Origin of the sequence: Streptomyces sp. NBC_00582 (assembly GCF_036345155.1) — a bacterium.
Classification (GTDB): domain Bacteria; phylum Actinomycetota; class Actinomycetes; order Streptomycetales; family Streptomycetaceae; genus Streptomyces.
The window spans coordinates 4,748,286-4,760,108 of the sequence record NZ_CP107772.1 but is presented as its reverse complement, the minus strand read 5'-3'; the positions used below and the strand labels follow the sequence as shown (position 1 = coordinate 4,760,108).

At 72.8% G+C, this 11,823-nt stretch carries 11 protein-coding genes; 5 read left to right on the top strand and 6 right to left on the bottom strand.

Features of this window, described 5'->3' with window-relative positions; genetic code table 11:
• Positions 1-164: 164 nt before the first annotated feature.
• The 3 genes from OG852_RS21085 to OG852_RS21075 all read right to left on the bottom strand — a co-directional run bounded on the left by OG852_RS21085 (position 165) and on the right by OG852_RS21075 (position 2,605).
• Positions 165-851, bottom strand: coding sequence for a hypothetical protein (locus tag OG852_RS21085; RefSeq protein WP_133910497.1), 687 nt, complete (start codon positions 849-851; stop codon positions 165-167).
• Positions 836-1,378 carry a SigE family RNA polymerase sigma factor gene (locus OG852_RS21080; RefSeq protein WP_067256344.1) on the bottom strand — a complete coding sequence of 181 codons (543 nt, stop codon included), beginning with the start codon at positions 1,376-1,378 and terminating at the stop codon, positions 836-838. The genes OG852_RS21085 and OG852_RS21080 overlap by 16 nt, the downstream gene beginning before the upstream one ends.
• A gap of 303 nt (positions 1,379-1,681) precedes the next feature.
• Entirely contained in the window at positions 1,682-2,605 is a 924-nt protein-coding gene (locus tag OG852_RS21075; protein WP_133910496.1) for an A/G-specific adenine glycosylase, read from the bottom strand.
• Positions 2,606-2,869: 264 nt separating this feature from the next.
• Here OG852_RS21075 and OG852_RS21070 point away from each other — a divergent pair, with 264 nt between their 5' ends.
• Positions 2,870-3,703 (top strand): hypothetical protein, encoded by an 834-nt coding sequence (locus OG852_RS21070; protein WP_330348672.1) that lies wholly within the window; start codon positions 2,870-2,872, stop codon positions 3,701-3,703.
• Between the two features lie 16 nt (positions 3,704-3,719).
• Here OG852_RS21070 and disA read toward each other — a convergent pair whose 3' ends face one another.
• Both disA and radA read right to left on the bottom strand, forming a co-directional pair.
• Complete coding sequence (gene disA, locus OG852_RS21065; protein ID WP_133910495.1) at positions 3,720-4,844, bottom strand: DNA integrity scanning diadenylate cyclase DisA; 1,125 nt, start codon at positions 4,842-4,844, stop codon at positions 3,720-3,722.
• Between the two features lie 81 nt (positions 4,845-4,925).
• Positions 4,926-6,335: a DNA repair protein RadA gene (gene radA / locus OG852_RS21060; RefSeq protein WP_133910494.1), complete on the bottom strand. Its 1,410-nt coding sequence runs from the start codon at positions 6,333-6,335 to the stop codon at positions 4,926-4,928.
• Between the two features lie 262 nt (positions 6,336-6,597).
• Here radA and OG852_RS21055 point away from each other — a divergent pair, with 262 nt between their 5' ends.
• A complete protein-coding gene (locus tag OG852_RS21055; RefSeq protein WP_443064546.1) occupies positions 6,598-8,340 on the top strand; it encodes a hypothetical protein in 1,743 nt (580 codons plus the stop codon).
• 5 nt (positions 8,341-8,345) lie between these two features.
• Here OG852_RS21055 and OG852_RS21050 read toward each other — a convergent pair whose 3' ends face one another.
• Positions 8,346-9,170 (bottom strand): hypothetical protein, encoded by an 825-nt coding sequence (locus OG852_RS21050; RefSeq protein ID WP_133910492.1) that lies wholly within the window; start codon positions 9,168-9,170, stop codon positions 8,346-8,348.
• A 71-nt stretch (positions 9,171-9,241) separates the two neighbouring features.
• Between OG852_RS21050 and OG852_RS21045 the strand changes: the two genes are divergently transcribed.
• The 3 genes from OG852_RS21045 to OG852_RS21035 all read left to right on the top strand — a co-directional run bounded on the left by OG852_RS21045 (position 9,242) and on the right by OG852_RS21035 (position 11,733).
• Positions 9,242-10,174, top strand: coding sequence for a Ppx/GppA phosphatase family protein (locus OG852_RS21045; RefSeq protein ID WP_330348671.1), 933 nt, complete (start codon positions 9,242-9,244; stop codon positions 10,172-10,174).
• A gap of 126 nt (positions 10,175-10,300) precedes the next feature.
• Positions 10,301-11,125: a sugar phosphate isomerase/epimerase family protein gene (locus tag OG852_RS21040; protein ID WP_133910490.1), complete on the top strand. Its 825-nt coding sequence runs from the start codon at positions 10,301-10,303 to the stop codon at positions 11,123-11,125.
• Entirely contained in the window at positions 11,122-11,733 is a 612-nt protein-coding gene (locus OG852_RS21035) for a TetR/AcrR family transcriptional regulator (protein WP_330348670.1), read from the top strand. The genes OG852_RS21040 and OG852_RS21035 overlap by 4 nt, the downstream gene beginning before the upstream one ends.
• Positions 11,734-11,823: the final 90 nt, after the last annotated feature.

Sequence of the window (11,823 nt, the reverse complement as noted above, 5' to 3'; positions counted from 1 at the left end):
TGTCTCTGGGTGCCGTACGTGTGCGTACGCCTGGGTGCCCCTTGAGGGGACGCACGAGGCTTCCGCCGCGTTCACTCCCGGTGCGCCCACTCATTGATCGCAACGAGCGGCCCGATCGGTTCACAGGTTCCGGAAAATTCTTCCAGCCCGTTCGTCACCCGAGGTCAGCCGGTCTCCGGTACCGGTGTCGCGTCCTCGTCCTCGCTGCCGCCGTACTCGTTGTGGATGCTGAACTCCTTGACGAAGTGCTCGGCGGTGGTCCAGCGGTAGGTGATCACCGTCTCGCCGGACGGGTTCGAGAAGGAGTCGCCCTTCGCGTACACCTGCTTGGTCACCACCAGGTCGCCGCGGTCTATCTCCGCGTAGACCGGGGGCTCCTCGGCCTTGAACACGTTCGTGTACCGGCCGTCCGTCTCCCGGTACACGTACGAGCCGACACCGACCGCGTCGCCGCAGGTCAGTACGTTCACGACGATGTCCGTGACGGGGCCGCCGGTCAGGTCGCCGTAGGAGACGTCGACCGGGTACTCGTCGCCGACGCACGGCTTCAGCTCGCCCTTGACCTCCGCCGAGACCTCGGGGTCGGCCTTCACGAGCTGGACCGCGTCCACCCGGGAGGGGGTGCGGGTGGGCGCGGCCGAGGGTGTCATCGTCGCGGCGCCGGCCACCGCGTCGGCGTGCGCGGGGCCCTCGTCACGGGTGCCGGTGCCGCCGGTGGCGCACGCGGACACGAAAAGGGCGAGGGCGGCGAGCACGGTCACCGCCGTGATCGCCGCCTGGAAGGTGCCCCGGGCCGCTGTGGGCCACGCCTGGACCGGTGTCGGCCCGGCCTCGGTCAGGCCGCCACGCAACGCTCCCGCTCCTCACGCTCCAGCGCGCGTGCGTCCAGATCGCGGGCTTCCAGCTCCTCGCGGAGCCGGGCGAGCGCCCGGTGCAGCGTGCTCTTGACCGTTCCCGCGGACATACCGAGGGCGGCGGCCGTCTCCTCCGTGGACATCTGCTCCCAGTGTCGCAGCACGACGACGCTTCGCTGCTTCGGAGCGAGCACCTTCATCGCGTCCATCAGCAGGGCGCGGTCCGCGTGCTGCTCGGTGGAGTCGTCGATGCAGGCGTCCGGGAGCTGCTCGGTGGGGACCTCCTCCAGTTTGCGGGCGCGCCACCACTCGGTCCGGGTGTTGATCATGACCCGGCGCAGATAGGCGTCCGCGAGCCGCTTGTCCGCGATGCCCTCCCAGCGGCCGTACGTGCGGGCGAGGGCGGTCTGCAGCAGGTCCTGTGCGTCGACCGGGTCCGGGACCAGCCGGCGGGCGCTGCGCAGCAGCGCGTCCTGCCGGGTGCGGACGTACTCCTCGAACTCGAGCACCTCGCCCTGCGCCATGGTCAAACCCCTCCGTCTACCCCGTGTACGGCGCGCGGTCGTCCGCCGGATCTCCGCGTGTGGTCTGTCGCCGTCGTGCCCTCGGTGGGCACGCAAACGAAGCTACGGAGCTGTTGTCACGGGGCTGTGCGGAGCAGCCTGCGGCTAGCGCGCGGCTGTCCGTCGGTTGTGTAACGGAAACGGGTTCTGGGTAAGGCGGCGGGGCGAAAGGTAGGTGTATGTGCTGATTTATCGGGCCGTCGCGTGTGACACAGGCTGGGCGGGGGCTGTGATGAAGCCCGTTGTCTGTGAACTGACCGTGTGTCAGGTGAGTGGCAGGCGGTACAGACCGTCCGGCAACGGCTCCACCAGTCCGTCCGCCACGAGACCGTCCAGGGCCCGCGCCCGCTGCACCGGCTCGTGCCACACCCGGTCCAGCGCTGCCTGCGGCACGGGCGCGTGCGCCTCCCGCAGGACGGCGAGCAGTTTGCCGCGCACCTGCCGGTCCGTACCGGCGTACGTCTGTCCGCGGCGCGGCGGGCCCTCGTGCCCCGGCTTGCCCGCGAGCCGCCAGGCGCACTGCGCGGCGATGGGGCAGCGCGCACAGGTCTCGTTCTTCGCCGTGCACACCAGTGCGCCCAGCTCCATGGACGCGGCGGCCCAGCGGGCGGCGGTCCGCTCGTCCTCGGGCAGCAGGGCTCGGGCCAGCCTGCGCTCGGCGGCCGTGGTGGCGTTCGGCGGGTACTGCACGCCCGTGACGGCGCGCGCGAAGACCCGGCGGACGTTGGTGTCCAGCACGGCATGCCGCTGCCCGTACGCGAAGGAGGCCACGGCGGCTGCCGTGTACTCGCCGATACCGGGCAGTGCGAGCAGCTGCGCGTGGTCCGACGGTACGTCGCCCCCGTGCCGTTCCGTTATGGCCACCGCCGCTCCGTGCAGCCGCAGGGCGCGGCGCGGGTAGCCGAGCCGGCCCCAGGCGCGCACGGCCTCGCCGGAGGCCTCCGCGGCCAGGTCGGCGGGGCGCGGCCAGCGGGCGAGCCACTGCTCGTAGACCGGCAGGACGCGGCTGACCGGCGTCTGCTGGAGCATGAACTCGCTGACCATCACACCCCACGCGCCGGCCTCGGGGTGCCGCCAGGGCAGGTCACGGGCGTGGTCCTCGAACCAGTCGATGACGGGGGAGTGCAGGTCCGCGCCGGGGGCGGGGGCGGCGGGGCTGCTGTGCGGGGGCTTCATGGGCGCAGTCATGGCCCTTCCGATCCTGCCATGCGCGATGGGGCACACGTGCGTATCGCCACTCGTCCGGGTGGTCGGCCGGGAGCGCGGTCACGCTCCGTGCGCCCCGGTCGGGGCCGGAGGTGCGTGTGCGCGCCGGTGCACAGCGCCGGGAGCCTGCGCGGTGGGTGAAGTCAGGGGCAGAGATACGGAATCCGGGATGATGATCCGGAAAAGTTGTCCTTCGGGCGGCGGGTGGGACCTGCTGGCGCGGCGATCTCTCGTACAGTTTGCGCCGTGGGATCTCTGCGCAATCCGATCGGGCCGCTTCCCTCCTCCATCTACTGGCGCCGGAGGGTCGTACTGCTGTCCGTGATCGCCCTGTTGACGCTGCTCGTCACCTGGATCGTCACCTCCGGCGGAGGGGGCGGCGACACCGGCGCCAAGGGGTCCAGCGGCAAGAATCCCGCGTCCTCGATCACGCCGGGACCGTCCGGCTCGGGCCCCGCGATCAGTCAAGCGCCGGGTGGGCGGGACGAGTCGAGCGAGGGCACCGGCGACAGCTCGGGGTCCGGCTCCGGGTCGGGGTCCGGCTCGGACACCGGTTCGGGTGGCGGCGGCTCGGGAGCGGGCGGCTCCGGTTCCGACGGCTCGGGCTCGGGCGGCGGCACGGACGACGGGGCCAACGGCAGCGGTTCGAGCACGACCCTCCCGGCGGGCACCACGCTGCCCAACTGCACCGCCAGCGTCGTGAAGTTGACCCTGCGCAGCGTGCGGAACTCCTACTCGCCCGACGAGACGCCCACCTTCCAGCTCATCGCGAGGAACTCCTCCGGCAGTGACTGCAAGGTCGACCTCGGACCGAAGTCGGCCGTGCTGACGATCACTCGGGCGGGGAGCGAGGACGACTACTGGTCGTCGGCCGACTGCCCGAAGGTGTCCGGGAGCCTGCTGTACCGGGTGCCGGCCGGGCAGAGCTTCACCTACACCGTGAAGTGGGACCGCAAGCCGAGCGCCGCCGAGTGTGCGACGCCTCCGGCGGGGGTGGCCGGGGCGGGGACGTACCTGCTGGAGGCGAAGGCCCCGGGATTCACCACGGCGCAGACGTCGTTCGTCCTGGCGGCCGACTAGGACCTCGACGGTCGCGTCAGACGTACCGCTCGAGGATCGACGACTCCGCCAGGCGCGACAGTCCCTCGCGGACGCTGCGGGCCCGGGCCTCGCCCACGCCGTCGACCGTCTGGAGGTCGTCGACGCTGGCGGCGAGGAGCTTCTGAAGTCCGCCGAAGTGTTCCACCAGGCGGTCGATGATGGCGCCGGGCAGGCGGGGAACCTTGGCCAGGAGGCGGAAGCCACGCGGCGAGACCGCCGAGTCGAGGGCCTCGGGCGAACCGGTGTAGCCCAACGCGCGCGCCACCGTGGACAGTTCGAGCAGCTCGGCATGGGTGAGGGCGTCCAGCTCGGACAGCGCCTCGTCGACCGTGCGGGAACGCTTGGCGGTGGGCTCGGGCACGTAGTCCCGGACCACCAGCTCGCGCTCCGGCTCCACGCCCGCGATCAGCTCGTCGAGCTGGAGGGCCAGCAGACGCCCGTCGGTGCCCAGTTCGACCACGTACTCGGCGATCTCGGTGGCGATCCTGCGCACCATCTCCAGGCGCTGGGCCACCGCGGAGACGTCCCGGACCGTCACCAGGTCCTCGATCTCCAGCGCCGACAGCGTGCCCGCCACCTCGTCCAGGCGGAGCTTGTAGCGCTCCAGGGTGGCGAGGGCCTGGTTGGCGCGGGACAGGATCGCCGCCGAGTCCTCCAGGACGCGGCGCTGGCCGTCGACGTACAGGGCGATCAGCCGCATCGACTGGGAGACCGAGACGACCGGGAAGCCGACCTGCTTGGAGACACGGTCCGCCGTGCGGTGCCGGGTGCCCGTCTCCTCCGTGGGGATCGTGGGGTCCGGGACGAGCTGGACGCCGGCGCGCAGGATCTTCGACAGGTCGGAGGAGACCACGATGCCGCCGTCGAGCTTGCACAGCTCCCGCAGCCGGGTCGCGGTGAACTCGACGTCCAGGACGAACCCGCCCGTACACATCGTCTCGACGGTCTTGTCGGAGCCGAGCACGATGAGCCCGCCGGTGTTGCCGCGGAGCACCCGCTCGAGCCCGTCGCGCAGGGCGGTGCCCGGAGCCACCGCGCTCAGCGCGGCGCGCATCAGGCCCTCGGCACGGGAACTCCCACCGGACTTTCCGGGAGCTGCCGCCCGGTCGTTGGCTGCCACTGCACTCCTCCGGTCGCAGGTTCTTCAGGCGCTCCCGTTCGCGCACTCGGTTCGTACGGACGGGCGAGACCAGGGCAAAGTCTACCGGCGGTCCTCCGCCTCCCGTGGGGCCTCTCGGCGACGGGACCTCGGCAGGACCCGCAGCGCGTCCCCCATGTCCGCGACTTCGAGGACCTTCATGCCGGCCGGGATCTTGCCGGGATCGCCCGGTACGAGCGCGTGCGTGAAGCCCAGCCGGTGGGCCTCGGCCAGCCTGCGCTGGACGCCCGTGACCCGTCTGACCTCGCCCGCGAGGCCCACTTCGCCGATCGCGACCAGGTTCTTGGGCAGGGGGGTGTCACTGGCCGCGGAGGCAAGGGCCAGGGCGATCGCCAGGTCCGCAGCGGGCTCGGAGAGCTTCACACCGCCGACCGTCGCCGAGTAGATGTCCCGCTTGCCGAGCGCGCTGATGCGGCCGCGCTGTTCCAGGACGGCCAGCATCATCGAGACCCGGGACGTCTCCAGGCCGGAGGTGGTGCGCCGGGGCGAGGGGATCTGTGAGTCTACGGTGAGCGCCTGGACCTCGGCGACCAGGGGCCGACGCCCCTCCAGGGTGACGGTCAGACAGGTCCCAGGGACCGGTTCGTCACGTCTGGTCAGGAAAAGTCCGCTCGGGTCGGCCAGGCCCGTGATGCCCTCGTCGTGCAGTTCGAAGCAGCCGACCTCGTCGGTGGCGCCGTAGCGGTTCTTCACCCCGCGCACCAGACGCAGGCGCGCGTGCCGGTCGCCCTCGAAGTGCAGGACGACGTCCACCAGGTGCTCCAGCAGGCGCGGTCCGGCGATCGCCCCGTCCTTCGTGACATGGCCCACCAGCAGCGTGGACATGCCGCGGTCCTTGGAGGCGCGGATCAGGGCCCCGGCGACCTCGCGGACCTGCGCCATACCGCCCGGCGCCCCGTCGATCTCGGGGGAGGCCACCGTCTGCACCGAGTCGAGGATCAGCAGCGACGGCTTCACCGCGTCCAAGTGGCCGAGGACGGAGGCCAGATCGGTCTCGGCCGCCAGATAGAGATGGTCGTCGATGGCGCCGATCCGGTCGGCGCGCAGCCGGACCTGGCTCGCCGACTCCTCACCCGTCACATAGAGGGTGCGGTGTTCGTCACTCGCCGACTTGGCCGCCACGTCCAGCAGCAGCGTCGACTTGCCGACGCCGGGCTCGCCCGCGAGCAGCACCACCGCGCCGGGCACCAGACCGCCGCCGAGGACGCGGTCGAGCTCGGGCACGCCGGTCGTGCGGGCGGTCGCCTGCCGGCCGTCGACCTGGCCGATCGGCACGGCGGAGGTGGTGACGCGCCCCGGCGCCGTCGTACGGACCGCGGGCGCGCCGTACTCCTCGATCGTGCCCCAGGCCTGGCACTCGGGGCAGCGGCCGAGCCACTTGGCCGTCTGCCAGCCGCATTCGGTGCAGCGGTAGGACGGGCGGTCCTTGGTGGTCTTGGTACGGGCAGCCATGGGGAAACCGTAACCGCCGCCACCGACAGCGGGGCCGGCCTGTGGACAACACCACGGCCCGCCTGTGGACAACCCGCCCGGCCGCACCCGGGACACCTGCGGAGAATCCGGACACCCCCTGTGATCCGGCCACCCACCACCACGAACGAGCCACGGAATCCTCCATTCCTGTCCCCGATTGAGGGATCGTTTCACCCGTACGGATTAAAAGGACTCAAGGGACAAGAAGAGCCCGTTCCGCGCCGCCTACGGTCCACGGGTGATGAGCAGCAGCCCCGAGATCTCGACCCGCACGACCGGTGCACACCGGGCGCACCGGGAGGCGCGCGACCGCGCCGCGGGGCGCACGCTCGCGCACCGCCCGCCCGCGCGCTACGAGCCGTACCTGGACGGCCTGTTCACCTACTGCCTGTCCGCGCTGTGCGACCACGAAGCGGCCACCGCCGCCCTCGGGGACGTCCTCGCGCTCGCCGAGCGGCGCGGGCAGCGCATCCCGGACGCCGGGGAGCGCCGGGCCTGGCTGTACGCGCTGGCACGCTGGGCGTGCCTGCGCAAGCTGGCCGAGGCCAAGCAGAAACGTCAGCGCACCCATGCGGCCGGGCGCACCGCGGCCCCCCGCACGTCCGGCGCGCACACCGGCGCACCGTCCGGCGCCCCCACCACGGAGAGCCCCGACACCCCGGACGCACTCCAGGAGGAGCGGCGCCGCGAACTCGCCCTGCTGGCCTGGCCGGAGGCGGCCGGCACCACCCCCGAGCAGCGCGAGGCGCTCGAACTCGCCGTACGCCACCACCTCGCCGCCCACGAGGTCGCCGCCGTCCTCGGCATGGACCACGCCGCCGCCCGCGAACTGCTCGCCTCGGCCGCCTGCGAGGTCGAGCGCACCCGCGCGGCCCTCGCCGTCGTGGAGACCGGCGGCTGCCCCGGAGTGTCCCGCCTCACCGGCGAGCACCAGCTGGTCCTCAGCGCGGCCCTGCGCCGCGAGCTCGTCCGGCACGTCGACGACTGCCCCCGCTGCCGCCGGGCCGCCGAGCGCGCCGTCCCCGGCCAGTGGCCCGGCACCGGCGTCACCCCCGCGGAGCTGCCCGTCCTGGAGGCGCCCCGCCCGGCCCTGCACCTCGCCATGACGCACCACGCGCGCGTGCGGGGCTCCGCCGCGCCCCGGTTCGACAGACGGGGCTTCCCGATGGACCCCAAGGACCGCGCGGCCCGCCGCGACCGCCTTCGCGCGCGTGCCGTCACGACCACCGTCGTCGCCACCGTCGTCGCGGCGCCCGTGTTCGCCCTGTGGGCGGCCTACCGGGGTGCCCCCACCGCCGACGCCGACGGCCGCTCGGTCGGCGCCGGAGAGGCACCGGGCCCCGGAGCCCTGGACGGCGAGGCGCCGAGCGGCTACGAGAACGCGGGCAACGCCAGCACCCGGCCCGCCACCGGCTTCGGCAAGGGCGGAAAGCCGGACGTGTCCGTGGAAGTCGTCAGCGTCTCCGGAGTCGGCGCGAAGGACGCGGGCCGGCTGACCGTGAGCGCGATCACCAGCGGCGACACCACCCTGATCACCCTGACCGCCGCCCGGGACGCCGACGGCCCCGTCCGCTGGTCCGCCTCCACCGGAGCGTCCTGGATCTACCTCAGCCGCTCCACCGGCGCCCTGCACCCCAGCGAATCCGTCACGATCAAGGCCTACGTCGACCCCTTGCGCGAGCCCTCAGGGCACTGGCACGCACGCGTGGCGATCGCCCCCGCGGGCGCCGTGGTCACCATCGAGGGCTACGGCACCGCGTCCGGCCCGGCCCCCGGCACGGGCGAGGGCCCCGGCCAGGGCACCCCGGCCCCGCCGACCACGCGCCCGGACCCGGATCCCCCGACCCCGCCCTCCCCGGACCCCACACCGAGCGGCCCCCCGCCCGCCACCGACCCCCAGCCCACCCCCAGCGACTCCCCGACGACCCCGGAGGGCTCGACCCCACCGCCCGACGGCGGCGCCACGAGCACCACCGCCCCCTAGGGGCCTCAGTCGACGGGATCCGCCGGATGCGGTGCCAGCAACGGAAGCTGCGAGGCCAGACGCTCCTCGCACAGCTCGACGAGACGGTCGTAGCCCGCCTTGCCCATCAGCTCGGTCAGCTCCGGCCGGTAGGACACGTACACCGGGTCGCCCGCGCCGTGCGCCGAGGTCGCCGACGTGCACCACCAGTGCAGGTCGTGGCCGCCCGGGCCCCAGCCACGGCGGTCGTACTCGCCGATCGAGATCTGGAGCACGCGCGTGTCGTCCGGCCGGTCGATCCAGTCGTACGTCCGCCGGACCGGAAGCTGCCAGCAGACGTCCGGCTTGGTCTCCAGGGGCTCGCGGCCCTCCCTGAGCGCCAGGATGTGCAGCGAGCAGCCCGCGCCGCCGGAGAAGCCGGGACGGTTCTGGAAGATGCAGGAGCCCTGGAAGGGCCGGGTCTGCCGGTCGCCGTCCTCGTCCTCCGCCACCCAGCCGTTCAGCACGCCCTCGGCGTGGTGCTGCCAGATGTCCGGGGTGAGACGCGCCACATGCTCGGCGACCCGCTGCTCGTCGTCCTCGTCGGAGAAGTGGGCACCCAGCGTGCAGCACCCGTCGTCCGCGCGGCCCGCCTGGATGCCCTGGCAGCCGCTGCCGAAGATGCAGTTCCAGCGAGAGGTCAGCCATGTCAGATCGCACCGGAAGACCTGCTCGTCGTCCGCAGGATCCGGGAACTCCACCCACGCGCGTGCGAAGTCGAGCCCCTTCTCGTCCGCCGCTGCCGTCACCGGCTTCGCCCGCGAAGAACCGCCGGTTGTTTTGTCGGTCTTCGCCTTTTTCGTCTTTGGCACCCGTCCAGGGTAAGTCGCAGAAGCCCACTTCGGGGACGGTCCACGGCCTCACTGGCAGTAGCGTTCCCTACATGAGACTCGGTGTCCTCGACGTGGGATCGAACACGGTGCATCTGCTGGTGGTGGACGCACACCCCGGCGCGCGCCCGCTGCCCGCGCACTCGCACAAGGCCGAACTGCGCCTCGCCCAACTGCTCGACGAGGACGGCGCCATCGGCCCCGACGGCGTCGACAGACTGATCACGGTCGTCCACGAGTCGCTCCAGGCCGCCGAGGACAAGGGCGTCGAGGACCTCCTGCCGTTCGCGACCTCCGCCGTGCGCGAGGCCACCAACGCCGACGACGTCCTCGCGCGCGTGCAGGCCGAGACCGGTGTGGAGCTGCAGGTCCTCACCGGCTCCGAGGAGGCCCGGCTCACCTTCCTCGCCGCCCGCCGCTGGTTCGGCTGGTCGGCCGGGAAACTCCTGGTCCTCGACATCGGCGGCGGCTCCCTGGAGATCGCCTACGGCATCGACGAGGAGCCCGACGCGGCCGTCTCCCTCCCGCTCGGCGCCGGCCGCCTCACCGCGGGCTGGCTGCCCGGCGACCCGCCCGACCCCGAGGACATAAGGACCCTGCGCCGGCACGTCCGCGCGCAGATCGCCCGGACCGTCGGGGAGTTCAGCCGCATCGGCGCCCCCGACCACGTCGTCGCCACCTCCAAGACGTTCCGCCAGCTCGCCCGCATCGCCGGCGCCGCCCGCTCCACCGAGGGCCTCTACGTCCAGCGCGAACTCAAGCGCGAGTCCCTGGAGGCCTGGGTGCCCCGCCTGGCCGGCATGACCTACGCCCAGCGCGCGGAACTCCCCGGCGTCTCCGAGGGCCGCGCCAACCAGCTCCTGGCCGGCGCCCTGGTGGCCGAGGGCACGATGGACCTCTTCGGCGTGGAAACGGTGGAAATCTGCCCCTGGGCCCTGAGGGAGGGCGTGATCCTACGGCGCCTGGACCACATGGGCTCGTCGTGAGCGCCCCGAAGGGGCGCGGGGAACTGCGCGACGAGCCACAACGGACCCGCACCCGCCCGTGGCGTACCCCACAACGGCGAGCACGCGCCCGGCACTCGGCCAACCGCACCCCGTAACCTGTCCCCCATGGCAGAGCCAGTCGTACGGATCCCGGACGCGAAGGTCGCCCTGTCGACGGCGTCCGTGTACCCGGAGTCGACGGCGACGGCCTTCGAGATCGCCGCGCGCCTCGGGTACGACGGCGTCGAGGTCATGGTCTGGAACGACCCCGTCAGCCAGGACATCGAGGCGCTGCGCAGGCTCAGCGACTACCACGGCGTGCCCATCCTCGCCGTGCACGCCCCCTGTCTGCTCATCACCCAGCGGGTGTGGTCCACCGACCCCTGGGTGAAGCTGCAGCGGGCCCGCGCCGCCGCCGAGAAGCTCGGCGCGACCACCGTCGTCGTCCACCCGCCCTTTCGCTGGCAGCGCCAGTACGCGCGGGACTTCGTCCAGGGCATCTGGCGGATGGCGAACGAGACCGAGGTGCGGTTCGCCGTCGAGAACATGTACCCCTGGCGCTACCGCGACCGCGAGATGCTCGCGTACGCCCCCGACTGGGACGTCACCAAGGACGACTACCGGCACTTCACGATCGACCTCAGCCACGCCTCCACGGCCCGCACGGACGCCCTCCAGATGGTCGACCGCATGGGCGACCGCCTCGGCCACGTCCACCTCGCCGACGGAAACGGCTCGGCCAAGGACGAGCACCTGGTCCCCGGCCGCGGCGGTCAGCCCTGCGCCGAACTGCTGGAGCGGCTCGCGCTGAGCGGTTTCGACGGCCATGTCGTCATCGAGGTGAACACCCGGCGTGCCATGTCCGGTGCCGAGCGTGAGGCCGACCTCGCGGAAGCCCTCGCGTTCACCCGGCTGCACCTGGCGTCGTCGGCGAAGGTGCCCCGGCGGTGACCGAGACCGGCGGGACCTCCCGACGCCGCGGCCGGCCCCCTCGTACCGAAGCGGCCGACACGCGCGACCGCATCCTGGCCGCCGCGCGGGAGGAGTTCTCCGAGCGGGGGTACGAGAAGACGTCCGTGCGGGGGATCGCCAAGGCGGCCGGGGTGGACTCCGCCCTCGTGCACCACTACTTCGGCACCAAGGAACAGATCTTCGAGGCGGCGATCGAGGTCGCCTTCGCACCCGCGTTCGAGGCGCCCGTCGCGATCGCCGAAGGGCCGCTGGAGGGCGTGGGGGAGCGGATGGCCCGGTTCGTCTTCGGCGTCTGGGAGAACCCCGCCACGCGCGCGCCCCTCCTCGCGATCGTGCGCTCGGCCGTCACCAACGACACCGCGGCGGCCGTCTTCCGGCGCCTGGTCGCCTCCCAGGTGCTGCGCCGGGTCGCCGCCCAGGTCGACCTGCCGGACGCGGAGCTGCGCGCCGAGCTGGCGGCCGCGCAGCTGGTGGGCTGCGCGATGCTGCGGTACGTGATCAAGGTGGAGCCGCTCGCCTCGGCGGACCTCGAACTGATCATCGCGCGCGTGGCACCCGTCGTACAGGGACATCTCACCGCGCCCTGACACCGGGACCGGACCCCGGCACCGGGACCGGACCGGCCCCGGCACCGAGACGCGCATCCCGCATTCCGGACACCTCGTCCCGCACCCTGG

Excerpts from the sequence above, each read along its gene's own strand:
- OG852_RS21080 (WP_067256344.1), bottom strand. The coding sequence starts at position 1,378 with ATGGCGCAGGGCGAGGTGCTCGAGTTCGAGGAGTACGTCCGCACCCGG.
- OG852_RS21075 (WP_133910496.1), bottom strand. The coding sequence starts at position 2,605 with ATGACTGCGCCCATGAAGCCCCCGCACAGCAGCCCCGCCGCCCCCGCC.
- radA (WP_133910494.1), bottom strand. The coding sequence starts at position 6,335 with ATGGCTGCCCGTACCAAGACCACCAAGGACCGCCCGTCCTACCGCTGC.
- OG852_RS21055 (WP_443064546.1), top strand. The coding sequence starts at position 6,598 with ATGAGCAGCAGCCCCGAGATCTCGACCCGCACGACCGGTGCACACCGG.
- OG852_RS21045 (WP_330348671.1), top strand. The coding sequence starts at position 9,242 with ATGAGACTCGGTGTCCTCGACGTGGGATCGAACACGGTGCATCTGCTG.
- OG852_RS21040 (WP_133910490.1), top strand. The coding sequence starts at position 10,301 with ATGGCAGAGCCAGTCGTACGGATCCCGGACGCGAAGGTCGCCCTGTCG.